General features: G+C 64.5%; 21 protein-coding genes and 1 pseudogene. 11 read left to right on the top strand and 11 right to left on the bottom strand.

The window, feature by feature from the left end; all coding sequences use genetic code 11:
* Positions 1–60 precede the first annotated feature (60 nt).
* The 11 genes and pseudogenes from ACZ1DY_RS34685 to ACZ1DY_RS34635 all read left to right on the top strand — a co-directional run.
* A pseudogene (locus tag ACZ1DY_RS34685) lies at positions 61–708 on the top strand (AAA family ATPase); the annotation flags it as partial.
* Positions 709–777: 69 nt separating this feature from the next.
* Positions 778–1,611 carry a DUF7192 family protein gene (locus tag ACZ1DY_RS34680; RefSeq protein ID WP_465482196.1) on the top strand — a complete coding sequence of 278 codons (834 nt, stop codon included), beginning with the start codon at positions 778–780 and terminating at the stop codon, positions 1,609–1,611.
* Positions 1,612–1,728: 117 nt separating this feature from the next.
* Positions 1,729–3,297 carry an ArdC-like ssDNA-binding domain-containing protein gene (locus ACZ1DY_RS34675; RefSeq protein WP_465482195.1) on the top strand — a complete coding sequence of 523 codons (1,569 nt, stop codon included), beginning with the start codon at positions 1,729–1,731 and terminating at the stop codon, positions 3,295–3,297.
* A gap of 90 nt (positions 3,298–3,387) precedes the next feature.
* Positions 3,388–3,930: a hypothetical protein gene (locus ACZ1DY_RS34670; protein ID WP_465482194.1), complete on the top strand. Its 543-nt coding sequence runs from the start codon at positions 3,388–3,390 to the stop codon at positions 3,928–3,930.
* Between the two features lie 106 nt (positions 3,931–4,036).
* Positions 4,037–4,525, top strand: coding sequence for a hypothetical protein (locus ACZ1DY_RS34665; protein ID WP_125734599.1), 489 nt, complete (start codon positions 4,037–4,039; stop codon positions 4,523–4,525).
* 388 nt (positions 4,526–4,913) lie between these two features.
* Positions 4,914–5,642 carry a hypothetical protein gene (locus ACZ1DY_RS34660; RefSeq protein WP_465482193.1) on the top strand — a complete coding sequence of 243 codons (729 nt, stop codon included), beginning with the start codon at positions 4,914–4,916 and terminating at the stop codon, positions 5,640–5,642.
* A 26-nt stretch (positions 5,643–5,668) separates the two neighbouring features.
* Complete coding sequence (locus ACZ1DY_RS34655; RefSeq protein ID WP_465482192.1) at positions 5,669–5,968, top strand: hypothetical protein; 300 nt, start codon at positions 5,669–5,671, stop codon at positions 5,966–5,968.
* Between the two features lie 38 nt (positions 5,969–6,006).
* The gene (locus tag ACZ1DY_RS34650; RefSeq protein ID WP_465482191.1) at positions 6,007–6,822 is read left to right on the top strand and encodes a hypothetical protein; all 816 of its coding nucleotides are present in this window, start codon (positions 6,007–6,009) and stop codon (positions 6,820–6,822) included.
* 17 nt (positions 6,823–6,839) lie between these two features.
* Positions 6,840–7,343 carry a hypothetical protein gene (locus tag ACZ1DY_RS34645; RefSeq protein ID WP_465482190.1) on the top strand — a complete coding sequence of 168 codons (504 nt, stop codon included), beginning with the start codon at positions 6,840–6,842 and terminating at the stop codon, positions 7,341–7,343.
* Between the two features lie 683 nt (positions 7,344–8,026).
* Positions 8,027–8,818 (top strand): DddA-like double-stranded DNA deaminase toxin, encoded by a 792-nt coding sequence (locus tag ACZ1DY_RS34640; RefSeq protein WP_465482189.1) that lies wholly within the window; start codon positions 8,027–8,029, stop codon positions 8,816–8,818.
* Positions 8,815–9,228, top strand: coding sequence for an Imm1 family immunity protein (locus ACZ1DY_RS34635; RefSeq protein ID WP_465482188.1), 414 nt, complete (start codon positions 8,815–8,817; stop codon positions 9,226–9,228). The genes ACZ1DY_RS34640 and ACZ1DY_RS34635 overlap by 4 nt, the downstream gene beginning before the upstream one ends.
* A gap of 90 nt (positions 9,229–9,318) precedes the next feature.
* Here ACZ1DY_RS34635 and ACZ1DY_RS34630 read toward each other — a convergent pair whose 3' ends face one another.
* The 11 genes from ACZ1DY_RS34630 to ACZ1DY_RS34580 all read right to left on the bottom strand — a co-directional run bounded on the left by ACZ1DY_RS34630 (position 9,319) and on the right by ACZ1DY_RS34580 (position 23,931).
* Positions 9,319–9,996: a GIY-YIG nuclease family protein gene (locus ACZ1DY_RS34630; protein ID WP_465485744.1), complete on the bottom strand. Its 678-nt coding sequence runs from the start codon at positions 9,994–9,996 to the stop codon at positions 9,319–9,321.
* A gap of 218 nt (positions 9,997–10,214) precedes the next feature.
* Positions 10,215–11,132, bottom strand: coding sequence for a restriction endonuclease (locus ACZ1DY_RS34625; protein ID WP_465482187.1), 918 nt, complete (start codon positions 11,130–11,132; stop codon positions 10,215–10,217).
* Between the two features lie 571 nt (positions 11,133–11,703).
* Positions 11,704–12,663 (bottom strand): C40 family peptidase, encoded by a 960-nt coding sequence (locus ACZ1DY_RS34620; protein WP_465482186.1) that lies wholly within the window; start codon positions 12,661–12,663, stop codon positions 11,704–11,706.
* 16 nt (positions 12,664–12,679) lie between these two features.
* The gene (locus tag ACZ1DY_RS34615) at positions 12,680–13,714 is read right to left on the bottom strand and encodes a replication-relaxation family protein (protein ID WP_465482185.1); all 1,035 of its coding nucleotides are present in this window, start codon (positions 13,712–13,714) and stop codon (positions 12,680–12,682) included.
* Positions 13,715–13,779: 65 nt separating this feature from the next.
* Entirely contained in the window at positions 13,780–16,281 is a 2,502-nt protein-coding gene (locus ACZ1DY_RS34610; protein WP_465482184.1) for a type IV secretory system conjugative DNA transfer family protein, read from the bottom strand.
* A gap of 33 nt (positions 16,282–16,314) precedes the next feature.
* Positions 16,315–17,142, bottom strand: a complete 828-nt coding sequence (locus ACZ1DY_RS34605; RefSeq protein ID WP_465482183.1) for a GP88 family protein — start codon at positions 17,140–17,142, stop codon at positions 16,315–16,317.
* A 59-nt stretch (positions 17,143–17,201) separates the two neighbouring features.
* The gene (locus tag ACZ1DY_RS34600; RefSeq protein ID WP_465482182.1) at positions 17,202–19,112 is read right to left on the bottom strand and encodes a VirB4 family type IV secretion system protein; all 1,911 of its coding nucleotides are present in this window, start codon (positions 19,110–19,112) and stop codon (positions 17,202–17,204) included.
* A complete protein-coding gene (locus tag ACZ1DY_RS34595; RefSeq protein ID WP_465482181.1) occupies positions 19,109–20,266 on the bottom strand; it encodes a PrgI family protein in 1,158 nt (385 codons plus the stop codon). Before ACZ1DY_RS34595 ends, ACZ1DY_RS34600 begins: the two co-directional genes overlap by 4 nt.
* Positions 20,263–22,365 carry a TrbL/VirB6 family protein gene (locus ACZ1DY_RS34590; RefSeq protein ID WP_465482180.1) on the bottom strand — a complete coding sequence of 701 codons (2,103 nt, stop codon included), beginning with the start codon at positions 22,363–22,365 and terminating at the stop codon, positions 20,263–20,265. The genes ACZ1DY_RS34595 and ACZ1DY_RS34590 overlap by 4 nt, the downstream gene beginning before the upstream one ends.
* 64 nt (positions 22,366–22,429) lie before the next feature.
* Positions 22,430–22,735 (bottom strand): pilin, encoded by a 306-nt coding sequence (locus ACZ1DY_RS34585; protein WP_038522595.1) that lies wholly within the window; start codon positions 22,733–22,735, stop codon positions 22,430–22,432.
* A 173-nt stretch (positions 22,736–22,908) separates the two neighbouring features.
* On the bottom strand, positions 22,909–23,931 hold the full coding sequence (locus ACZ1DY_RS34580; protein ID WP_465482179.1) for a hypothetical protein: 1,023 nt from the start codon (positions 23,929–23,931) through the stop codon (positions 22,909–22,911).
* Positions 23,932–24,383 lie beyond the last annotated feature (452 nt).

Below are 24,383 nucleotides of genomic sequence, written 5' to 3'. Positions count from 1 at the left end.
CAAGCGTGAGCTGGACAACGTCCTCGTGCCGACCCGAACCGTTGTCGAGCAGGTACTGGTAAGAGCACTATTGCGGAGCAAGCAGCCGAGAGTATCGGTATACCGTACTATTCGATCAGTCTTTCTCCGATGACTTCCGCCTCGCAAATACTTGGATACATGCAGGCTGAGGGCGAGTATGTCAGGTCTCTCTTTCGGGAAGCATTCGAGCACGGCGGTGTGTTTCACTTCGATGAGTTCGACAACGGACACCCGAGCGTCCTGGCTGTGATCAATGCAAGTTTGGCGAACGGTCAGATGGCATTCCCTGACCAGATGGTTAAGCGAAACCCGGACTTCCGCTGTGTTGCGTCAGCCAACACTTATGGGCGTGGGGCTGATCGGGCCTACGTGGGTCGGCAGCAAATCGACGCGGCTACGCTCGATCGCTTCTCGGTTGAAACAATCGGTGTGGACGAGGCGCTGGAAACGTCACTATGTCTCGCAACGGGACTCGACAAAGTCATGATTGACAAGGTTCTCAAATTCGTGCGAACCCTGCGCGAGAACGCGGAAGAGCGCGCTATGTCGGTCGTCATCTCCCCGCGTGCAAGCGTGGGCATGTGCCGATTGCTTGCCGCTGGTAAGTCGTGGGACTCGGCTGTTGAGTCTCGCATCCATCGTGGAATGAGCGAAAAGGACTGGAATAAGCTCAGTTCCAATAGGTGACGTTCGGTGACATGGTTGTCCGACTCCGGTTGTGATTCCTTGGTAGATTCCGTCGAAGGAGTTTGAGTAATGAGAGCCAGTGAAAGCGCTAGGGAGATCGTGCACGTTTACGAGTCGGTAGGCGAACTGGCGGCGGTAGGGATTGGCAACTTGGATCTCTTTTTGCGTAGTCGGGAACTGTGTGAGGAATGGCATGGTGTAGGCACCCTTGACGATTTACGTGCGCTGGTTTCTGACGGATGGCTAAGTGAATCTAGTGTGGCAATGGACGTCGCATCCGATGCGGTCGAACTGGTTGAGCAAGAGCACGACCTAACAAGCTTTCGGCCAATGTGGGACGTCTCTGGTTGTGAGGTCGACGTAGGTCGGTATCTCGCAGGGGAGCCGGACAACATGATTGACTATGAAATCACGCAAACTGCGCGATCCGGCCGTGTAATCGTACTGTGTGCCTCGGCATCCTACAGCGGTGCAGTATCGGGTGACACTATCAAGAAGCGCGGCCATGGCATCGCAGCTCTGGCTTTCGCTCTCTCCAAACTGGGTTTTGCAACTGAACTGTGGGTTGACGTGAGCAGTCAAGGTCCGGATGGGAAAACTGCGGGACGGTTCCGGGCTAAGGTTAAGGGTCCCAATGATGCCCTGGACCCGGCGTTGATCATGTTTGCCTACTCTCATCCGGCCGTGCTTCGTACTCTTTTTATGCCAGCGATGCATGAGGTTCCTGAACGGTTCCAAGAGGCGCTAGCCGTTGGTGCTTCCTATGGAACTCCTCTAGATCCTAAGCGGGACTTGGAGGAAGGGGCGATTTATCTGCCTGCCGTCAGTTCAAATGATGATGTTCCCGAAGCCAGGGAAGCCCTGCTGGTGCACTTGCGCGAACTCGGCATATTGGACAGCTGAAAATTCTTTTGACAAGTGACTGTGTTGTCTCGGTGCCGCGCGGTTGATGTCTCCGCGTGGTCGCCGTGACCACACAATCAGTGCCGATTTCACTGCTAACCGGGAAGGGAGGTTGGCGTGGTCAGCCTGAATAAAATTGCTATGGCTGTAGCCTTGGAACTAGGAGAAGAATGGAGTGTCGAACCAGGTCAAAGATTCGACGGCAGAGATGTCTACCTGCGTGGTGTAGGCGACATTCGCCTACGTGTTGCTACGGAACACCACCGAAAGTACGGAAGCAACAGACTCTTCATCTCGGAAGCAGTCGGCGGCGAATTGCGTAGGTTTGTTCAATATGACGTGGTGATCAGCGTATCGAAAGACAGGGCCGCCAAGGAAGTCGCGGGAGAGATTCGGCGACGCTTGCTCCCGGGGGCAGAGGAGGCAATCGCTAAGGCGCGTGTTGATAAGGCTGCGAGTGACGCGCGCGACGCTGAACATCAAGCAATGTGTGAAGCCATGGCCAGCGCGCTTGACGGCGCGACCTACAGTCATGATCCGAATAAAGTCCACTTTGGTTCTAGCAGTGATGGTGTCAGCGGGTCTGTCGAAGTTCGAAAATTCGGCGACAATGTCAAATTTGAGATAGCTGTCCCAAAACCTCTCGCGTCGGCAATGGCCGAAAGCGTTTCCCTGCTGCGTCGGGTGGAAGTGTCGAAAGGATGTGATCCCCAAGTGGTTTCCGAAACTGTTCCCAAGCAAGAAACGCCTACGCAAGGTCGATCTGACGAGACGAACGGTCGGAGCGGAAGGCGCAGGCAGCTCACACCCGAAGAACGTAAGGAGCGACACGACGCCCTGAACGGAAAACTTGCCGATGGCATCGCTGAACTGGCAGAAGACGAGGACCGGTGGGCGGAGTTCCTCACGGCGGCGCAGGGCTTAGCCGCAGCGTGGAGCTTCAACAACATCATGTTGATCCTGCTGCAAGCAGCAGAGCGAGGCTTCACACCGTCGATGGTGAAAACGTCCAGGGCATGGAACAAACTCGGACGCAAGATCAAGACAGGTGAGAAGGCCCTCTACATCTTCGAACCGATGAAATACCGCCTCTCACTGGAGGAGGCGCAGAAACAAGGCAAGAATGGCTTCGACAGTGACGGCAAGCCGCGGATGACGATTCGCGGCGTGCGACCTTCACCTCGCTTCGACGTCACTCAAACCGAAGGAGAGCCGATCCCCGAGGACCGGACCACCCGTGCCCCCGTCACCGAAGACGAGATCGCGGAAGTCTGGGAGACGGTCGCCACCGAGATCCGGGCAACCGGCTTTGAGGTGACAGGCGGCCCGCCCGGCGACGTCGACAGCTACACCGACCCAACCGCCCGCGAAGTATGGGTCTGCGACACCCTGGACGACGAAGCGGCTATCACAGCGGCACTCCGAGAGCTGGCACACATCCGGCTCAATCACCTGGCCGACGCAGACGAGTACCGCCAGCACCACGAACGGATGGACCGCGAGGCGACAACGGTGGCGATCATCGCAGCGGGGGCCCTCGGCCTCAACACCTCGTCGCATGACCAACCTGCCCTCACCGGCTGGCTAGAAGGCAACGCCGAGTTGCTCGCCGAGACCGCCGAACGAGTAACGGCTACAGCTCAGGAGATCATCCGCGCCTTCCAGGAACCCGCCATACCCGAGTAGTCACGCGTGCCAGCCGAAGGCCGTGCCGTAACGGTCGCGCGCATCTCGGATGCGCGCGTGCCGTGGCCACACGGAACACGGAGGAGACCGATGGACGACACGACACATGAGCACCACCAGCTTACGAAACGCCGAGACCGGCAGGACCCGGTCGCGTTCCGGCTCGCCACGCCGGCGACCGTAGGCGGATACACGGTCATCGAGGCCGCGTTCTTCACTCCTCAAGGTCCCGGATGCCACGCCTCAGCGTTGGCCGTGACCCGCCGGGGCACGAACTACAGCACGCACGTCTTGCTGTACGACGAGAGCCAGGATGCCTGGTCGCTCGAGGTCGGGCACTACGACTTCGCCACGTTGCCGCTGGCCCAGGAAGACCTCGCCGCACGGGCGAACATCACCCTCGGAGGTGCCGTCCCGCCGATCGAGGTCAAGGAAATGCAGGACGTAACCCACCTGCCGTCGACGGGGACACGCGAGCAGATCGTGGAGTGGGTCCGAGAGCATCAGGGGAAGACCCCGGCAGAGATCGCCGCAGGACTTGGGCTCGGACGAGACCAGGTCCGGCAAGCATGCCGAAGGATGGTGCGCGATGGCCAGCTGCGAAGCACGCCCGGAGGCACCTACTACCCCTGACCGGCTACGGTGTCACTCGACGCACGCTGAACAGGCGGAACGGCGGATTGGTCCGGCCTCAGCGATCGGACTGCCGCGAACGCGCGGTGACACGGAAGTGCAGGTGATGACGCAGGTGGAGCCGCTGGAGCTAACGCCGGAGGTTCAGACGGTCATCGATGCCTGCCGAGAGTTCATCACCGGAGGCGGGGGCTCCTCGATAGAGGCGCTCTACGGCGGCAGCGATCTGCCAGAGCTACAGTCCGCGGTCCGTGAGCAGGTCGACCTCCTGGTGAGGCTCGCGCGGGCTGGCCAGCTCGTCGGTGTGGAGCTCGAACCGCCCATGGGTGGCGAAGACTCGGACGACGATGCCGTCGCGCGCTGCTCGCGTGCCGTCGCCCGATGGAGGGTCAGCCGGGACCTGCACAAGAACCTCCGGGCCCGGACGACGCAGGCGAAAAACGACGAGCGCGAGAAGCAGCAAGCCCGAGACAAGGCCGTGCTGGACCTGGCGGCCGCGCGACCGGACTGGGGCACCCAACGAATGGGTAAGGCAGTCGGCCTCCCGGAAAAGACCTTGCGCGACATCCTCACGAAAGCCGCCAATCCGCGCTAACAGCCCAGCCAGCTTGCCCGCGAGAGCAAGCTCTTCAAGATGTTAAGGGCGCACCCGTCGATTCAGGCGATTAAGCCGATATCTGAACCGCGCCCAGCCTGAACAGCTGAAGTACGAGCGCGGCCGTGCATGCGTGCCCTCACTGCCGTAGAGCCGTCCATCTATCACGCCTTGCGGGTTTCAATAGCTCGCATGTCCACGCGACTTCCCCGAGGTTGATGTAGCAACCGGGGCATAACGCCAGAATTCGTTTGTGCATCGAGGACGTGCGCAGGCCACTGTGGAAGATTTGTAATCCCTCGCCTGTTGGATGCTCTTCAAATTTCTCCACATAGGGACAGTTATTTAATCGATCGGCCAAAATGAGTATCTCATTTGAGGAGTAGTCATGGTTACGTCGGCTAATTTGAACGCGGCAAGCAACGAGGTCTATGTCGCCTTGCTGGTGCCAGACGCGCCATCCTTCCCTGCAATTGTCGATGATGAGAGGTGGAACACCTTTGCGGTGCCGAGGTTTCGGCGCGCGACTGCTGAAGCGGTCGCGTCGTGGCTCAATGCCATGCACGAGGAAGACCCGCGAACCTGGCCGGGTGGAGCCGCTTTTGGTCCGGACGGCGTCCTGACCGTGCTGGAAGGAGAAGAACGCGCGACCGTGCGGGTTCTTCCGGACGCGGAAGGCAGGTACGCGATCGGCTTTCAAGGTTGGGCGTGGGTACTTAGCGCTCCGACCATTGACACGCATCGCAATGCTGAATTGCTCGACGATCGGGCGCGGCTAACGGCGGAGAGTCGCGAAATCCTTGTCACCATCAACATCGATGGCACGGACCCCGTGTTTCCCGCGCTGCCCTCGGCGGAGCACGGCTGGTCCCGGTCGGGGTGTCCGCGGTTCCGGCGCGAGGTCGCCGAGGTGGTCGTTGCCTGGATCAATGACGTCGCCCGCAGCAGCCCAGAGGGCGCAGACCGCGCGTACTGGGACGCCGACACGATCGTGCTGCTCGACAACCAGGCAATCGCCGACGACGGCTACCTGCCAACCCGAATCGACGCCGATTCCGACGGGCGGTACGCGATCGGAACAACATTCGAATGGGAGCTTGTCGATCAAGAACTATGAATTCGTAAGCCATTCGAGGAGGAAACATGGAAGAACGAGACGACATGGTCGTGACACTGGATATGCCCGGAACCATCGCGGAGTTCTTGCAAGATCTGGATATGGAGGACGACGAGATCGAGGCATACGACGGTGCGCGATTCATCAATCGGTCTCGCGGATACACGCTCCGCGTCACGGCGACACTGGCTGTGCATAGAGCGTTTCTCGGCCGTTGCTGGACATTTGAAGGTGGCGACGGCATCGAGTCGAGCTCAACCGAACGATCGGCTTACCGCGCGTACGCGCAGCGGATAGAACGCGCAGAGCATGACCCTAGTAGGTAATCGATACCGCATGCAAGCACGCCAGAAGGAGTGGGAAGATGGTCAATAATCACGAACCAAAATACCCGTTTCGGATTCTGCGGACTGCTAAGAACGTCCGCCGAGTCTCGATTCCCTATGACACACGCGAAGCGCGGGATGCAGCGGGCAGCCGTTATGCGGAGCAAGACGCCGCGCGGGTCCTGCTGGAGTTCTGGAGCGAAACTCACCCGCAGGACCCGCTGAACGAAGGGTGGGCTTGTGACGGACATGTCGATCCACCCGGAGCGGCCCCGGCAGGCCCGTTGGACGATGCCTCCGCACTGCTGACCCGTATCCGCGATGCGCTGATGCAGATCGACGACGCCGCCCACATGGCCGAGGACGCCGACCGGGCAGGGACGTCTGGTGACGAAGACACGGCACATGAACGGCGCGAAGCCCTTCTCGATGACCTCGTCGGGTCGGTGGACGTCCTGGACAAGCTGCTCTCCGAGGGCGGTGCCCTCCCCGGAGCGTGGTCGCGGCGCAGCACCAAACAGGCAGTGACCTACGCCGCGGTCACCCCCGATGTGTCGGACGTCTGCCTGACCCAGGCCGGAGCGAAACTCGGCCCCATGGTCGTCCAGGGCGTCGAGGACGCCACGAATGCCGGTGTCTATCACTGCCGCTGGTGCAGCAACGCCTTCAACCGGCAGCAGCAGGCAGTGCTTGCGCGGCATCCGAACGAGGACGAGCTCCACGGCTTCCACGAAGCCTGTGTCGGGGACTTCGCCCTCAACTACCTCCCCATCGTGGTGACCGTCCGGCCGGACCGCTCAGCCCAGGTCACCGGCCCGCCGAACACCAGCGTCACCGTGCTCATCGAGGACTAGCAACTAGGAGGAAGGCCATGCAGCAGAGGACAAGAACGATCTACGTCGCCGTCCACCGAGTCACTGGGCAGGAGCTGGAAGCAGGCTCGCCGGTGAAGGTCGCAGGCCCGCACGGGCGTGGCGCTGTGTTCCTCCACGTCGTACGGCCTGATCGCCGCGAGCCGCACCGGGAGCTGGCCGAGGTTCACGTCCGCTGGGACGCGAACGGCCGCACCAGCGACTGTTGGGCGCGAGACGTCGGGATCCGGGTCGAGCCACGCGAAGTACCCATCACAGGCACGACGCCGCTCGTACCGGTAACGGCGCGCCAGCAGGACGCCATACGCCACGCCGTTCCCACGGCCCAGCTGGACGGTTGGCATTTCGGCACAGGGAGCATCGTCGTGCCGCACCCTCCGCTAGAGGCACTCGCGGTAGTCCAACGGGCCTTCGACTGGGCGGCGGAGAAGTACGGCGCAAACAAGTTCCCTGCGGCTTCACTTCGCTCTGTGCTGAAGAGCCTCAAGGAGAGGACGAGCTAAGACCCGAGGGACTTCGGTACGTGCAGGTCGGCGCGGGTACGCCGATAAGTGCCCGCGCCGACCTCAAGTCCTAGCAGACCCATCGGCGGCACGTCGTCCCACCGCTAGCGCCTTCCAATGACAGCGCGAGGGCAAGCGGACAGGACGTGCCCCCTCGAATCGCAACCGGCTTGGAGAAGAGACCATGACTGCGCGCCCCAACAGCCCCGACCCGTCCGCCTTCCCTCTGGAGGCGACATGCCCTGCCTGTCACGTTGAAATCGGACAAGCTCATGAACATCGCTGCGAGGTCGCCCGCTGCTTGGCCACCGGCCGACAACGCAACGGCCACATGTACTGCCGTTGTCCCGAGGACGTATGGACGGGCCTGATGTCCGGGATGGCCGAATGTATCGAGTTCGGCTGGATGCAAGAAGGAGACCCCAGCCTCCCCGACCTCAACCGCCTCTACACCGCCGCGACCTGGGACCCTCGCAGCCGCCGCTGGAACCGGCCCTGATCGGCTGACCCCGCATAACCACAATCGAATGATCCGGTCATCCGGGAATGTGAGAAGCACCTCCGTCACCTCGACCGCACGGCGCCGTCGATTATGGACTCTGCCGCCGCAGGTCATCGAGCTCAGCTCCTTTGTCAGACCCTCATGTCATGATCCAGGACAGGTCCTGACAGGGGGAGTCAACGTGAGCGACATCGAAACGATCGTTGCGACGTTGGAGACAGCCATGGCAGCGATCGACCAGGCAGAGCGGGCAGGCATGCATGCGGCCAGCGGGTTCGAAGAGTCCTCCCAGCACCTTGGCCAGGCCGTCTCCGGCACCAGCGACGCCGAGGTAGCAGCCTTGCCGGGGCTGCTGAACCAGGCCCGCGAGGCAACGGAGCAGGAATCCGGCCGCCTACACGCTGCGAAGGCGAAGATATCGGCTTACCTAACCAAGCTCGGAGGCTCGAGCGGGCCGGCGGAGCACGACGCTACCGAGCCAAGCCCGCGGGCTGATGCTCGTCGGCGGGAGCCGGATGCCGAGACAGCAGCCCAGTCCAAACCTGATCCGGTTTCACAGGACAGCGTCGACGAACTACGGCGCAGCCTCCCACCGCCCGTCCAGCCGAGCGAGCGGCAGAAGACTCACGGGGAGTGGGTCGCCGGTACGGGCGGCGACGAGGTCGGTGGACGCATTGTCAGCGGGCGGGATGACATGGAAGCCGCAGCCGTCCAGTTCTTCAAGGACCAGGGGGCGCGGCGGATGCCTTCCACCGTTGCCGACGTCGAGGTCAAGCTCGCTGTTCACATGCAGAACCAGGGCATCACCAGCGCAACGGTGGCTGTCAACAACGAAGTCTGCAAAGGCCCGTACGGCTGTGACACGCTTTTACCTAAGATCCTGCCTCAAGGAAGCGCGCTCACCGTCTACGGGACCATGCCTGACGGCGAACCGACCGGGGCAACCTACCTGGGACAGAGAAGGAAGCCATGATCGAAGCTTGGTACGACAGCAACGCATCGGGGGCGACTACGGTCACCACCGCGGAAGACCTCGACAGAGTCCTGGACGCCGTAGCGGCCATGGAAGGACCGACGCTCGCCGAGCTGTACACCGACGGTGACCCCGATAAGTCATCGCTCGAAATCGGCCTGGACGGCGAACGTGCCAGCTTGCGATACCTGGGCGACGACGCCCCGAACGGGGCCTACTCGAAGGGCGGGATGTTCGTACCCCCGCCCGGCGGTGAAGTGCTGTACTACTACATGAGAAATCCCCGTGAGTACCCGGCTGACGCGGAGATCCCTGTAGACGTAGCGAGGAAGGCTGCACATGAGTTCCTTGTGTCCGGCGGACAGCGTCCGACCGGCTTGGCTTGGACCAAACAGGAAGGACCGCTATAGGTTCAGGTCAGTTTCCGAGCGGAGTGGGATTTTTGCGGCCCTCTTATCGTGTCGCCCATCGGAACGGCGCGATAAGAGGGCTGTCACGAGTCAATCGACCTTGTCTTCTACGGCCCAAACTTCCCAAATATCATGAGTTTCATTGGAAAAATAAGGCCGCTGGAACTCGATATTAACCTCTTGGCCAGCTTGCAGCGGGTATCGTCCGGACTCTCCGAGGTCGGGATCATGCACCCGTCCAATGATCTGGTCTCCGTCGGTGAGCCGGAACCGTGCCCACAGATCTGAAGAGTGCTCGGTAGTGGCAGCAGAAGTTAGCGCGACGGCAGATAGCGCGAATTCGATCGTCCCGACACACCGACCGCAGCAGCACGACACATCTTCATACCGGACTCCGACACCTTCAGCTATGTGGCGCGCGACGGTGAAGGGAATGGCTTGAAAGTACTCACGGCCGCTCGTGCGCCACCCTAGTTTCTCCAGCCGCCGAACTAGGAGATCCTCAGCCCGAACTGCGTCATTTGCGGGTCCGGACCAGAAGTTCACCACTTCCAGTCCAAACCGGGCTCCGTCGCGCGTATGATCCGCACGGCGGACATCCACCTTGGATGTTCGCCCCACTTTGATTACGCCGTTGTCAAACTGGATGAGGTACAGGCTTCCTGGGACAGGACGTGCGCCGTGCCTCTTAGGGGGCCGTGTTGCCGCTCGTGTAGTTGAGACAGTCACGTCGGCAACTCTAGCCGGAAGGTATGACAACCAGAGCATTGCACCGAATTCCGATCGCATCGTCCTCTGATGCTCCCCCTGGCACGTGAAGCGAACCTTGGCAGCTCGCCGGCTGGGCCGGTTCGTGGGGGGCCCTCGACGGTGGCCCCGCAGGGGTCCATCGGGGTCTACCGTGGCTTGCCAGATTGATGTTCATGGCAGTGTGGGTTCAAAGGCGTGCATGATCGTCATTGTTCAGAGCATGCCGGTGAACCAGATCAGGCTCCTATTTCTGTCGTGCTGATACCTAAGCCAGGAGTGCGCATGGTCGTCAGCCATTGGCGAATGGCACTGTGGTCGGCAACATCGATCCCGTAACCACGTGCGTCGATCGTTTTGGCCGCACCAACGGACAACGTCGACGTTGTGGCAACCAGGCCGCGCATTGACGAGTTAGCTACGACATCTGCCCACAGCGCCTTGACGATCACCTTCTCGACCTTTGTCTGCTGCCTTTTGCATTGAACGATCACAAGAGGCGGTTCGCCCGCCTGTGGCTCTGCTGGCCACATCCGGATGTCGACGCCATCGTCAGAACCGCCGGGCCCCAATTGCACGAAGTAGCCCTGTCTGTGCAGATACTCGGCAACAAGTCTCTCGAACTGACGCCAGTGAATATGCGATACGGCATCAAGGTTTGCGCATAGGTGGTCAATAAAACGTTGATCAATAAAAGTCCCTTTCGGGCATGGGGCAGCGCTCTTTTTGTATAGACTAGACAAGTCGAGGAGATCTATTGCTGTTTCGCGATGAATTCTCCACCACGGGTCTAGGTGCTGTTCGCATCGGTACGTGTGGAGAATGGCTGCGCAGTCGTCACGTACTTCTCTGCCGTATCTCGTCAGGGCCATACCCAGGAAGTGGTTGTCATCGAGGGCTGTCAGACTCGCTTCTGAGATGTACCGGTCATCCACACTTGCCGCAGCGTAAATATCCGGGTCGTATCCAAGCTTGGCAATAGTCTTACTCGTGAGCCGATCCGGCACAATCAGTCGACAGTGGGGGCCTTCCGTGTGCGTGAACCGGCCGCTTCCCAAGTCCTGTTGGTGAATTTCCTGGTGCAGTAGGTCTGCCGCTTTAATGTAGCGTTGCTCGCCTATTCTGAATATCAGATTCAGTCGCGGTTGGTAACCCATGGACGTCCACGTGTCCCCCGCGGAGTGGAGAACGCTGAATGTGAGCCTTTTGAAGTCGGAAGCTCGCATTCTAATGCCGACCGCCTCGGGTGGTAAATCCGAAAAAACTTCCTTGATGTGCGGGTTCAGGTCTGACTCGGACCACGCCAGCCCGGTTCGAACACCGACTATATTACTCAGCTCGTCACGGAGCCTTTCAAAAGATATTGGAAACGATCCCATGTCAACCCTAAGCGGTCTGTGTCGAGCGAGCACCCGAACTCAAATTGATGAGTGCGACTATACAGTCTATCGGTCGGGGAACGGGGATGTCTGGCCCTGTGGGGCGTCGGGCTGACCAGCCATGGGAACGCGATCCGCGGCTCGGGTCACGCCTCGGAGATCCCCGACTTCCGTGGGGCATCCACTGTAACACAGGCAACGGACATGCCCCTTCGGCTGCATGGCGCCCGGAAGACGTGCACTGTCGCTCGATCACCGAAAGAACTTTCCGCGGCATCTGGTCACGAGATCATGCATATATCATCTAGGTGTGGAACACGTCATGTTCCTCCGGAACTAAAAATAGTTCCTATTTCGATGGCCTGGTGGCACCCGCGTAGTCGTCTCCTGGATGGCGATGGTTGTCGATCTGCACGGGTTGGCCAAAGGTAGGGGCGTTGATCATTTTGCCTTGTCCGATGTAGAGGCCGACGTGATGGATCCTGGCAGGTGTGCCGTAGAAGACGAGGTCGCCAGGTAAGAGCGGCTGCCCGTCGGGCACTCGGGGTCCGGCGTGAAATTGAGTGTGTGCGGTGCGGGGTAGTGCGATCCCTGCTGCGCTGTAGGCGGCCTTGGTCAGTCCGGAGCAGTCGAAACCGTCATGTCCGTTGTCCGGGCCGTTTCCGCCCCAGACGTAAGGTAGTCCACGCTGACGGCAGGCGTAGGTGATCGCGGCTGTCGCGGCGGGAGTGGGCGCCTGGATCGCATTGCAGTCGCCGGATCCGCTGGTTGTACAAGTCGCGCCATGGACTGCGGCAACGATCTGGCGAGCGGCTGGTTCGAACTGGGCGTAACGGCCGGGGAAGCCTGATCGCTGCACGGTTTGGGCGGCTTCGGCGACGGGCATGGTCTGCCAGTTCGGCAGCGCCATGAGATGCCGGTAGAACTGCTCGCTGCTGTAGTTCGGGTTCATGATCTGGGCGACGGAGCCCCAGCCTTGCGAGGGGCGCTGCTGGAAGAGGCCGATGCTGTCGCGGTCGCCGTAGCTGAGGTTGCGCAGTCGCGACTCGGTGATCGCGGTCGTGATCGCGATGACCCAGCCCTTTGCGGGAACCCTCATCTGCTTGCCGACGGCGACGATCGTCGTCGCGTGACCCATTTCTTCGGGTCCGTATCCGGCTGTCGGTGCGCCGGTTGCGCCCGCGGGGATGCAACTCGTGCTTTGAGCGGAGCTGCCGACCACTGCTTGGACGACGGCGATCGCACCTCCGCCGATGAGAAGAAGCAGCACGACGAAGAACGCGACGCCGGCTAAAGCGAGCTTAGCCATCGCTTAAGGAACCCCCTTAGCTGTTAAGGCGTGAGGAAACGGCTGGCGGCATCGGCGTGGGCGGCTCCAGCCCCGGTCGCGTGGCGCGCGTGGCATCGAGGTTGCGCCCACCGCTCGACGGCGGGGATGCGGGTAGATGCGGCCAAAGCTTCGGAAGCTCGGCCAGGGCTACCCGTCCCAGAGCTCCGGAGTCATCGACCCGGAGCCACCGGGATGCGGTCATGTCGAGTGGATCAGCGGAGGACTCGCCGCTCGTCGTCGCCACTGGCACTCGCACGGGGCTGTCGAGACCTCGCAGGACTTCGGCCAGTACGCGGCGCGCGTTGGCTTCTCTGGCGGCGGTGGGAAACCAGGCCAGAACGGGTGTGGCGATACCCGTGGCGTCGGCGAGGCGCTCGTAGCGGACCAACTTGTTCGCCAGGCGGGGCAGTGTCTCTGTGCCGAAGTCGAACTCGACGAACCATTCGATCTCCCGTCCGGCTTCACGCCACCTGCCGTAGCCATCCGGGGTGACGATGTCGCCCCAATGTCGTCCGCACCGGGCCGCCGACCACCAGGTGGTGAGCTTTGCGGTGGCCTCGGGTTGGCGGGACGCGCGAATCAGGGTGGTGAAGAGCGCGTTGCAGCCCACGGTATGGGCGAGTTGGAGGGAAAAAGCGCGGCCCACTTCGCGTTCGCGGCTGTAGTCGAGGTCTTTGAGCTCAAGGCCGTCTTCATAGGCGATCGCCGCGGCTCCTGCGGTATCGAGGACGTAGTGCATCGGGTGCGAGCCGAGGGACCGGTGCGGTTGGAATCGGTGCACGACGCCCCACCGGTAGAGGTTGTGCAGGCGCAGGTTCGCGGCGCGGCGTCCGGGGAAGGCGATGTCGACGATCTGAGTGCTGGTGAGGACGTGGTGCTCGAACAGCATCCGGCACAACCAGCGGTCGCGGTCGGTGAGATGCCGGGCGAGCCAGGCGTGGTGCTCGGCGCTGTTCAGTACGCGTGGTGCGGGACGTTCCGGCCGGTGTGCTCGCAGCTGTCGTTGCGGGGTGGGGTTGCTGATCTTCATGTGGTGCACCTCCAAGTGCGCCAATGCGCGGCGGTGGGTTCAAACGACGAATGGGGAGTGCCGGGTCAGGCGGCACGCCGGGGATCGAATGCTGCGGGTCGTGCGTGTGCGGCAGTGTGCGGTGTGCTCGGAGCCTTTGCGTTGGTCCGTGCGAGCTGGCGGATCTCCTTAGCGCGTCCGGGTATGGCGGGCGGGAGTTTCTCTGTGACAGCGGTAAACGGGGGTGCTTCCTCGCTGTTGAGCATTAGCCGTGCGGCGATGTGGTAGCGGCCCAGGTTGGCGAGGTCGTGTTCGGAGAGCTGGGGCTCGGTGTGCCGCGCGAGGTCGCGCGCGTCTTCGGGCGATGCGGAGAAGATGATCTTTGATCGGGCGTTGGCGCTGATGCCTTCTTCCAGCTCGCGGGGGAGTTGGCGGAGGTATTGGTGGGCCAGGGTCATCGACATCCGGTAGCCGCGGGCTTCGGCGAGCATGTCTTCCAAGGGGTAGGCGAGGGACAGGAAGTTGTGGCATTCGTCGATGTAGAGCGAGCTGTCGAGCCTTTCCCGCTGGGGGATTCGGACGCGTCGGGTGGCGGCTTGCCAGGTTCGGGCGACCACGATCGAACCGACCAGCCGGGCGGTGTCGATCCCGAGCGAGTTCTTGCTCAGCCGGACGAGGCAGATGCCGCCGTTGAGGACCGCGTCCATGTCGACGGTGGATTCGCCGCCAGCGAGGGAGGCCCGGATGAAGGGGCGCAACAGTAGGCCGCGGAGCTTGTTCATTAGCGGGGCGACGACCTGGGCCTTGCTGGCGTCGGATAGGTCGTCGTACCAGGCCCAGAAGCCGCGCAGGACGTCGTCGGAGACCTGTGCGAGTGCGCGTTCCCGGAAGCTTGGCACCGTGAGCAGTTTCGGCAGGTGGGTCAGGGTCGGGGTGCCGGGGAGTTCGCGCAGGGTCAGCAGCCCGGATCGGAGGATGTCTTCGGTGCGTGGGCCCCAGCTGGAGGAGTACACGTGGGAGAAGATCGACACCAGGTCATCGACGGTGCGAGCGGTGTCGGCACCTTCGAGCGGGTTAAGCACTGGCGGTCGGGACCGGCTGTCGGCGTCGAAGAGCACGACCTTGTCTCCGAGCCGTGACGGAAGCCGCATCAGGACGTCGGTGATCAGGTCGCCTTTCGGGTCGATGACCACCAGGCCGCGGCCGGCGTCGGCATCGTCGAGAATCATCCGCGCCATCAGTTCGCTCTTGCCGCTGCCGGTGGCCCCGAGGATGTGCAGGTGGTGACGGGCGTCAGAGACACGCAGCCCGACCGGACGGGTATGGCCGGAGTCGCTAACCCCGATCGGCTTCACTCCGGCTCCGCCGGTGGCGATGCCCGGTGGCGGTGGGACAGCCTTTGCCCCGGCGCGCTGCAGGCCGGGTATGGCGTCGTCGGTCGGGAGGTGCGCGAGCGCGGCCAGTTCGGTGATGGAGAGCAGGTCGCCGTCGGCGAGGCGGCGTTCGGTGACGGCCTGGATTGGGCGGGTAAGCCGGACGCGTCGGTAGTAGTTGTGCTCGCTGTAAGCCGCGAACGCACTGGCGATGGCGTGGCCGCGTCCGGTCAGGTGCTCGTGCACCGGCGAACGTTTCGCGTCGGTCAGGTCCTTGTCGACGAGGGTGGCGACGGCGTAGCGGACGCGGGTTTCGTACTGGGGGCCGCGCTGCTTGGCCACGATGACCCGATCTTGGGACGAGGTCTCTAAGACTGTCTGGCGATCGGCGACCGGCTTAGTCGCGTTGGCTCGGGATCTGCGTCTCTTCGTGTGCGGGGTGATCAGGTCCAGGAAGCGTCCCGCCACTTTCGCGGAGCTTCCGGTGCGGACGTGGCGGGCGGCTCGGCGGGCCTTGCGGACACGCGCACCGGTGACCGGTCGCGCGAGGATCTGCACGACGGCGCGTTCGCGGGAGCCGAGCCCTGCCGGTGCGCCGAGAAGTGCGCGGACCGGGTCGGCCGGGAAGTCGGAGCGGATCGGCAGCGCTTCGCTGCGAGCGAGCCGCATTTCCCCGCCGACGGCCTCGACGGCTTTTCCCACGGGCGTGGATTCCGGGATCGGTGGTTTGGCCGGGGTGGTGCGGGTGTGGGCGCCGGGCCAGGCCGCTTCGATCGCGCGTTCGGCCATGCCGGGCGGGACGATCCCGGGCAGCCATACTCGGATGGCGACTCCGGCGTGGGAGAACACGTATTCCCATACGATGTGCGGCTGGCCGTGGATCCGGCGTTTCCAGCCGGGACGTAGGAGTCCGACCAGGTTGGAGAAGAGCGCCTCGGCGCCATCCGGGTCCACGGTGGGCGGGGCGAGCACCGTGACCAGCCTGGCTCCGGCCGCCATCCGGTCGTGGCGGCGTCGCATCCACCACCGGCGCCCGAGAGTAGCGCCGGTCCAGGCCAGCGCGAGCGCGGGACCGGTGACCGGTCCCCACGAAACGGCGACGTCTCGCACTGCGGCGAGCAGGGCGTGCACTGCGCCTCCGGGGTCGCGGAGGTAGTCCTGCAACGGAGAGGTAAACGCCTCCGCGTAAGCGGCCACGGATGGGGCAGAAGACATGAGCACTCCGTTCTGTACTGAGAAGTCAGGCGGTCAAGCTGCGCGACGATCGGAGTCCGCCAGGCGCGGAAGGTTCGACGGCACCGCCGGGCTCGTGCCGGGTACGAGCCGGAGGTGTCGGCGTCGTTTGCGGGCACGGTCGGCGTCGATTTCGGCCTGCCATTCCGACAGTCGCCGCCCGTCCATCCGTTTGAGGAAGTGCGGGATGTTGTTCGCGGGTACCCCGACTAGCCGCGGGCCGAGTACGGCCAGCAGGTCGGAGGCTTCTTGCGAGGACCATCCGGCCGCGGTGATGGCGTCAGTGTCGGGGAAGACGTCGGCGACCCGATCGCGGCTGGGGTCGATGTGGGCGTCTTCTTTGCCGCCGTAGCTGTAGACCCACAGGAAATTGCTGGGCGGATCCGGCTCGATCAACCGCTTGAATCGAAGGACTTCCTTGGTATAGGCATAGAAAGTCACGTCCGGGCAGGCGCGCATGACGCGGCACCATGCGAGCGTGTAGGGGTCGTCGAAGAAGTCTCCGGCGTCGTGGACGCGGATGAATTTGCCGGTGAACCGTGACGCTGAGAGTTCGCGGATCATCGCCGTTTCCCAGCCGGGCAGGTCGTCGAGGACGAAGGCGAGATTGGCTTGGTGGCGGGCTTTCACGGCAGGGAAGCGGTAGGTTCCGTTGCGGGCGTAGCAGATCTGCGCGCAGGCCGAGGCCGCGGGACACGTCACCTGTGTGCGCCCGTCGGGCAGCCGGGCCGCCAGCGCGGGCAGTGTCCAGTTCCAGACGCCGATGGCGCGCATCGCCCGGTTCTGCGTCAGCAACCGTACGGGCCGGCTGACGTTAGCCAATTTCGTGCCGGGTAGAGACATAAAGCACCTCACACAAGCAGGCAGGAGCAAGGAAAGGGAGCGGCTAAGCGGGCTTAGCGTCAGGCGGCGGGATCGACGTCGATGTGACGTTCGGTGTCGTCGTCGAACGTCGCCTCGTTGTCGATGCCGTCAAGGTCGACGAACGCGCTGTCGTCGGCCTCGACGCCGGGTTCGGCATACGCGGCGAGCTCGGCCGGATCGGTGGTGATGAGCGCGTTCTCTTGGGGTGAGGCCAGGGCTTGGAACGCGACTCGTTGTGTCCCGGTGCTGAGCAGGCCTTGTCCTTTGTCCGCGGAGACGAGGAACTGTTTCTCCCCGTCGGACAGGTTGAACGTCGTCACGATCTCGTCGATCGCTTGGGTGGCTTGGCGGAGCAGAATCTGTGTGGCGGCGTTGGCGATGATCGCCTTGCCCAGCTCGGTGCCGAGGACGTCGCCGACATCCTGAGTCGCGATGGTCAGGCCAGCCCAGTGTTTCCGGGCGGCTTTGGCCATGCGGTGCAGGAACCGCGCCCCGGCGGGGTCCTGCATGAGGAGCCACGCTTCCTCGACGGTGATTAGCCGGGGCCGCCGGACGGCGGGGTTGGAGACCCGCCGCCAGATCGTGTCCAAGGTGAGCAGGGTCCCGATCGCGCGCAGCTCGTCTGGCAGGTCGCGGAGGCTGAACACGGTCAGGTGGCCCTCGGGCCTCGTAGTGGTGGGCCCGGAAAACATCGCTGAGGATGCGCCGTCGACGAACGGATGCAGCCGGGACGCGAGGTCGGCCGCGACCGGATCACCGGTTCCGGTCAGGGTCGCGGACAGGTCGGCCAGCAGCGGGGTCTGACGGCCCCAGGTCCGGGGATCGCTGGTGATCCCGGCATTCTTGTAGGTGGCGAGGATCGCGCGGTCGAGCACGGCCCGCTGGTGCGCGGACAGTTCCATGCCGAGCAGGACGCCGATCACGGTGTGCAGGAACAGAACACGTCGTGTCAGCGCGTCCTTCGGCGCGGTGCGGCGCCCGTCCGGGCGCGTCGCGATCGGCAGGTCGAAGGGATTGATGCGGACCGCGGGATCGCCGAGGCGGATGTAGGTGCCGCCGATCGCCTCGCACAGCCGGCGGTATTCGTCTTCCGGGTCGATGATCGCGACTTCGACGCCCCGGTAGAGCGATCGGAGCGCTTCGAGTTTGACCAGGTAGCTTTTCCCGGCGCCGGACCGGCCGAGGACGACGCTGTTGTAGTTGTCCGCGGCGAACCTGTTCCAGTGCACCAGGCCCTGGCTGCCGATGTTGAACCCGTACAGCACCCCGTCCGGCGCGGCGACGCTGGTCGGGTCGGCGGGCGGAAGATCGGGTGAGGTGAACGGGAACGCGGCGGCCAGCGCGCTGGTGTCGAAGGTGCGGCGCATGCCGATGAGGTCCAGCGCGAGCGGCAGGGTCGAGACCCAGCCTTGCAGCGACCGGTAGGTGGTGGGCTGAGCGTTCATCAGCAGCGACGCCGCGAGGGAGCGGACCGCGGCGACGTGCTCGGCGAGATCAGGTTCGCTGGTGGCGTGCACGGTCAGATACAGGCCGAACCGGTAGAGCTTTCCCTCGCCGCGGGCAACGCGGGCGGACAGGTCGTAGGCGTCCTCGGTGGCGGCCTCGACCATCGGGTCCAGCAGCCGCCCCTTCTCGTTGCTGTGCCGTCGCCCGGATTCCAGTTTGGACAGCTGGCGCTTGAGCCGGTTGGCGGCGGTGACCGGGTCGATCGGCTCGATGTGCAGCGAGACATCGACCCGTCCGGGATAGGACAGCAGCGGCTGAAGCCATCCCGCGTGCACTTCGCGCGGGTAGCCGGTGATCGCGAACGATGCGACCCACTCGCCGCCGATCTCCAGATGTCGCGGCGAGACCGAGAGCGAGTCCGGAGTGAACGCGCTCGCCCCGCCCACCGGTGTCGCCGCCGTTCGCCGGGCGCGTCCTCGAGTGTGGCTGGTTTTCCTGCTCATAGGTCGTCGCCCTCCCAGTCGTCGAGTGCTGTTGCCTCCGGTGCCGCGCGGCGGGTGGGCTCCCCGCGGGGCCTCGGGGTTCGGAGGGGTGGTTCGTCCTCGGGTTCGGCGGCGGTGGTGATCACCTCATCTGCGCCTGCGAGCCCGGCCGACGGCGGGATGAGGGTGTCGGGATTGCAGGCGGTGGCGAGGACGGCGGTGGCCTGCCCGGCGTCCAGCGGGGTGATCGTGATCCCGGTGGGGGAGAGCAGCTCGATGGCTTCGCCCAGGCGGCGCACGAGCCGGGTTTCCGCCGACCGCAGCGCGCTTTCGGTGACCGTGTCGTTCCGGTTGGCGTGGCGGCGTGCGCGCAGGACAGCCAGCGGTGACGCGCCGCCGAGCCCGTCGGTCGGACCGGCCGCGCGCACCGGTTCGCGCAGGACGATCAGCACCTGGCGGCGCAGCAGATCGGTCGAGCGGCGCAGCTGGTCGAGGTAGGTCGCGTGCTCGCGCGCGGCCGTTTCGAGCATCGGATGCGGCAGGCCGGGAGCGGCCTCGCGCAAGTCGTTGATCTGGTGGCTCAGGTCGAGCCGCTCGGCGCGGACGAGGATCTGCACGGGGGCGGAGATCGAGTGCAGGTACCGGCCGAACGATGCGACCAGCGCTTCCTGTTCGCCGGGGGTGCGGAGCGCGAAGTTCACGGTGCTGGCGACCGCGACCATGGCTACGCCGTCGGACCCGAGGTCGATGACACCGGCTTCGGTGACCCCTTCCGCGGGCAGTCGCAGCGCGGCCGGTGACACCTGCGAACCGTCCGCCGCGCCAGTGTCGTCGTTCGCCGCGACCTGACTGGTCAGCCAGTCGGGCGCGGGACGGACACCTTCGGGCGCGGCTACCCGATGCCTTGGCTGCATGCGCTGCCGGATGGCCGCGAGCACGAGCCGGTCAAGGCTCACGCCGTCGCGCTGCCCCAGGGCCAGCACCGCGGCCACGACCCCGATCGGGACGGCGATGATCAGGTACACCAGCAGCGGCACCGTGCCGCGGACCAGCGTCCACCCGCCGTAGAGGACGATTCCGGTCACCGCGAGGATCGCCAGCTGCCGTGCGGTGAGATTGACGAGGACACGGTCCTCCCGATCCACATCGGACGGTATGCGCACGGGCTGGGTCATGACGTCTTACCTCCACGGGACGAGGGCTTCGGCGCGGCTGCTGGGGGCGCCGGTGGCGGAGTCGGCGCACGGAACGCGACCGGGGGAGCAGCCGCAGTGCGCGGTCTGGCGTCCGCGGGACGCGGCTCGGGACGCGGGGTCCGGAACACCGGAGCAGACGGCGTCGCCGTCGCGGGCTTGACTGGCCGGGACACATGGCCCGGTTCCGGCGCAGCGGGTTGGAACCGCAAGTGCGGCGGGACCGCCGCGACACCGACCGGCCGCGCGGGCGCCTGCCCGTTCCCCTGGCGGTGTGACGGATTCGCCGTCTGGAATCGCGGGTTCGTCACGCGCCGCCGACCACCTCCAGGCGGTGGGAGCGGAACGGCGGGCCGGGGCGCCGAACTGAACTTCGGCTTGGGGGGCGGTCCCGATGGAGCCGGGCTGACGGCGGGGTCGTGCGTCGTGGTTTGCGGACTCGGTTGCAGGAACTTCGGTTCTTGCGAGGGGACGCGCGGCTGCTGGACGGCCCGCAGCCGCTCGGCGTCGTACTGCTGTTGCATGCGCTTGTTCACCGCTTCCGGAGTCGGGGCCAGCCGCGGTTGCGGCGGCCAGGGCGGGTCGGCGACACGGGCACGCCCATTCCCGCCGCGGCCGCGGGGTGTCGTGGCGATGCCGGCTGCGCGGGACGCGCCTAACCCGCCGGAGCTACCGGCGATGGCGCCGAAGGTCTTCGCAGCGATCACGGCTTTGACCAAGCCGCCGAGAAACGAGCGGCCGCCCCCGCCGAGCTTCGTGGCGGAGAGAAACCAGGACGGGATCTTGATCAGGATGTAGAGCAGTCCGAGGACGGCGAAGAGCATCATCAGACCGCCGCCGACGGAGCTGAACAGCTTCGTGCTGCCGTTGAGGAAGGTGTTGACCGCGACGATCAGCGTGAGCGATTGGACTACCTGGATACCGAGCGTCGCTCCGGTCGCCCGCCAGCCCCAGCGGGCGATGCCGTCGGTATGGGGAAGGGCGTGGCAGGCGACCCAAAGCGGGGCGGACACGGTCAGGAGCAATGTGATGATCACCCGCACCACGTAGACCAGCAGCAGCGCGATGACCGCGATGACCAGAACGACTTGCAGCAGGATGACGAACAGCCCACCAGAGGCCATCGCGGAGTAGGTGCCGTTGATCGACTGGGTGAGGTTGTCGCCGAGCTTGGGCGGATCCGCCCCGCCGGACAACACAGCGGTCGACAGCGCGTTCGCGAGCCGGATCGCCTTGTCGATGACGAACAGCGACAGCATCGAGGCGATGAAGGAGATGACGAGACGGGGCGCGATCTCCTTGATCGAATAGCGGCTCTGGACCGACTCGTGCGACATCACGATGATCCCGCCGATCATGATCAGCCCGCTGTAGCAGGCCAGCACGATCAGCCAGGAGTTGTTCCACAGGTTCGTCACTCCGGGCAGCGAATCCAGCGTCGGCGTGCTGAACGCGGTGTCGCCCAGCAGTTTCAGCAGAGGGTCAAGCGCGGACTTGACCAGCTCGCGGAACACCGCGTTGATGGCCTTGTTGATGCAACCTTCGATGTTGGTGATCCCGCAGTCCGGATCGTCACCGTCGGCGCCCGGCCCGCTCGGCCCCGGAGGCGTGGACGGCGCGGGGGAGCTGGGTTGCGGGATGCACCCTTCACCGACGCAGGGACTGCCGGGGCTGGTGGTCGGAGCCGTGTCCGGTTCACCGGGTGCGCAGCCGACCTGGCCGGGGAAACAGCTCTCCGACGGCGGCAGTTCGGTGATGGGCGGCAGCGGGGTCGCAGGGACCGACGGCCGTGGCGACCCAGTTGGGAAGTTGCAGATCGGGTCCGGCGATCCCGGCGGACACGTCTCACCCGGTGCGACCGTCGGGAGAGGCAGGGGAAGCTCGGGCTGCGGTTGCGCCGCCGCAGCCTGCGACACGGTGGACGGCGGCGAAGACTCCGGCGCCGCCCACGCTCCCACCGCGAGAAGACAGCCGAGGACCACGACCAGGCCGAGCGGAAGCAACCGCAGCAGGCGACGCCGTGGACCACCGGTCCCGCCCGAGGCGGACGGGCTGAGCAGGATGCGCCCGCGAACCGTCACACGCGTGTCGGTCTCGCTGCGACCGGATGTGAGCGCGGGGTCGGGACGGGACGTGGCCATGACCTCAGGCCCCGACAATCCCGCGCAAGATCTCCACGGCGAGCGGCGCCAGCGCCGCCAACCCGTAACCCCACGCAGCGTTGCGGAAAGCCGACTTCGCCTTCTCCGTTTCACCCGGGTCGCCACCGGCCAGCAGATACCGAACACCGCCGACGGTCAGGAACACCGTCGCCAGACCCGCCAAGATCCCGACCAGCCAGTTGCGGATGTTGGTGAAGACCTGATCGACGGTGGTCGCGAGCGCGACAACATGCGTTGAGGCCTGCGCCGAATCCGCCGTGTGCGTGGTCAGAAGGAGCGCGGTGACGATCGCCGAGCTGACCAGTCGGGAGCAAATGGCGCGCGCGGTCCGGGAACTAGTGCTCGGATGACTGGTCTTCGAGTTGCCGCGCGCTTCGTTCGGCGGAGCAGGCCGCGCGTGCTCGGTAGTGCTTGCCGCGTCTGGCGGCGGCGAGACGGTGGGCTGGGTCGAGGGATGGGGTGTCAGGCGCATCGGCGCACCTCCGAAGTCGGCTCGTTCTCGGCGGTCCGCGGAGAGTTGGTCGGGCTCTCCCCGCACCCCAAGAGGCCGGATTTCGGGTTGTTTTTCGACACCGAGCGTGACGCTTTCTTTCGGTTCGCCGGTCGCCCGTTGCGGAGACGCCCGCTCACCGTGCGTGACTTGTGGGTGTCGTCGTCGGTGGCGGCGGCAGGAGTGGCCGCCCTGAGCGCGCTCAGGGCGGCGTCGGCGACCGGGTCTTCGTCGCCGGTGCCGTCGGTCTGCTGCCGCAGCCAGGACACCAGTCGGTCTTCGGCCCGGTTGCGCGCCTTGTATGCCGTCGCGAGGGCCGTGTCGTGGCGTTGTGCCCATGCGGTCATCGACGTCTCGCCGAGACGCGTGGCGGAGATCAACTCCGCTTCGGCAGGGGTCAAGATCTGTTCACCGACTGCCGTCGCGAGCACCAAGTCGGGGTGTCCGTACGGTGGCTTCGGAACGGTCGACCGAAAGGCCATCCCGACGGGACGAGGTGCGTCGAGGGACTCCTCCAGTGCCGCCTGGCCGGCGCGGCGGGCCGCGAAATGGAGCCGGAGGAAGATGCCGGGATCGGTCAGGTCTACGGTCGCCAACGCCTCGATGAACCCGGCAAGAACAGCCGCGTGTGCGTCGACTCGGTCGCCGCGGTACCGCGCCGCCAACCACCCTGCGCTCGATGCCAGCGAGGGCAGCGCCATGCCGACGCAGGCCACTGTCCACGCGCCACCTTGAGCGCGCGAGCTCAACACAAGATGTGCCCAGACGGCATCGCGAGTTCGCGATGGGCACTGCTTGCTCAGCAACCGGTCCCGGAGCTCGTCCAGCGGCACCGGCCGCCGCGGCAGCCCGGCGAACTTGGAGCCGTGCACGGCCATCGGATCCGGGCCGGTGACCAGCCAGCTGAATGCATCGCGGGCGGTATCCAGAGGCAACCATTCATGCTCGTCCTGGCCATTCCGAGATGAGGTGGAGAAGGTGTCGTCGACCGTCATGATCTGCTCCTGTTCTGCTGATTTGGAAATCCGTGAGAACAGGACGCCAGGGCTCCGGCAAGAAAAGAACAAGAAAAGAACAAGGCCAATTCGAGATTGGAACTAAAGAACTACTAAATAGGCCGAAGGTGATCGATTCAGTAAGTGGGTTTCGAGGTGTCGAGACCGCGCGTCGACCCGTGGCAAAGGTGCGCAAATATGCGTCTCTACCTGGTCTTTAAGTAGTTGTTAGTCGGGTCTCGCGGGTTGTGCGCGTCGAGGCCCTTGGCTGTCAGTCTGGCAGTTCGGTCATGCTCATAATCGGGGTGAATGGTGTCGCAGGCGGCGGTTTGCAGACTGCGTCCGCTTGACCGTCTCGCAAGCATGGGCGGGCGCAGTCCTTGGGTTGCTGCAATAAGATTTTTCGGCTGCCCCGGCAGAGTTGAGGGAATTCGGCGTGCGGTGTCGAAAAT

Source organism: Amycolatopsis sp. PSD-21 (assembly GCF_055561455.1).
The sequence above is the reverse complement of the archived record's forward strand: the minus strand, read 5'-3'. Positions and strand labels throughout refer to the sequence as shown.

Bases quoted from the DNA above. Each gene is read 5' to 3' on its own strand.
- ACZ1DY_RS34680 (WP_465482196.1), top strand. From the start codon at position 778: ATGAGAGCCAGTGAAAGCGCTAGGGAGATCGTGCACGTTTACGAGTCG.
- ACZ1DY_RS34670 (WP_465482194.1), top strand. From the start codon at position 3,388: ATGGACGACACGACACATGAGCACCACCAGCTTACGAAACGCCGAGAC.
- ACZ1DY_RS34665 (WP_125734599.1), top strand. From the start codon at position 4,037: ATGACGCAGGTGGAGCCGCTGGAGCTAACGCCGGAGGTTCAGACGGTC.
- ACZ1DY_RS34660 (WP_465482193.1), top strand. From the start codon at position 4,914: ATGGTTACGTCGGCTAATTTGAACGCGGCAAGCAACGAGGTCTATGTC.
- ACZ1DY_RS34655 (WP_465482192.1), top strand. From the start codon at position 5,669: ATGGAAGAACGAGACGACATGGTCGTGACACTGGATATGCCCGGAACC.
- ACZ1DY_RS34650 (WP_465482191.1), top strand. From the start codon at position 6,007: ATGGTCAATAATCACGAACCAAAATACCCGTTTCGGATTCTGCGGACT.
- ACZ1DY_RS34645 (WP_465482190.1), top strand. From the start codon at position 6,840: ATGCAGCAGAGGACAAGAACGATCTACGTCGCCGTCCACCGAGTCACT.
- ACZ1DY_RS34635 (WP_465482188.1), top strand. From the start codon at position 8,815: ATGATCGAAGCTTGGTACGACAGCAACGCATCGGGGGCGACTACGGTC.
- ACZ1DY_RS34630 (WP_465485744.1), bottom strand. From the start codon at position 9,996: ATGCTCTGGTTGTCATACCTTCCGGCTAGAGTTGCCGACGTGACTGTC.
- ACZ1DY_RS34625 (WP_465482187.1), bottom strand. From the start codon at position 11,132: ATGGGTTACCAACCGCGACTGAATCTGATATTCAGAATAGGCGAGCAA.
- ACZ1DY_RS34620 (WP_465482186.1), bottom strand. From the start codon at position 12,663: ATGGCTAAGCTCGCTTTAGCCGGCGTCGCGTTCTTCGTCGTGCTGCTT.
- ACZ1DY_RS34615 (WP_465482185.1), bottom strand. From the start codon at position 13,714: ATGAAGATCAGCAACCCCACCCCGCAACGACAGCTGCGAGCACACCGG.
- ACZ1DY_RS34610 (WP_465482184.1), bottom strand. From the start codon at position 16,281: ATGTCTTCTGCCCCATCCGTGGCCGCTTACGCGGAGGCGTTTACCTCT.
- ACZ1DY_RS34605 (WP_465482183.1), bottom strand. From the start codon at position 17,142: ATGTCTCTACCCGGCACGAAATTGGCTAACGTCAGCCGGCCCGTACGG.
- ACZ1DY_RS34600 (WP_465482182.1), bottom strand. From the start codon at position 19,112: ATGAGCAGGAAAACCAGCCACACTCGAGGACGCGCCCGGCGAACGGCG.
- ACZ1DY_RS34595 (WP_465482181.1), bottom strand. From the start codon at position 20,266: ATGACCCAGCCCGTGCGCATACCGTCCGATGTGGATCGGGAGGACCGT.
- ACZ1DY_RS34580 (WP_465482179.1), bottom strand. From the start codon at position 23,931: ATGACGGTCGACGACACCTTCTCCACCTCATCTCGGAATGGCCAGGAC.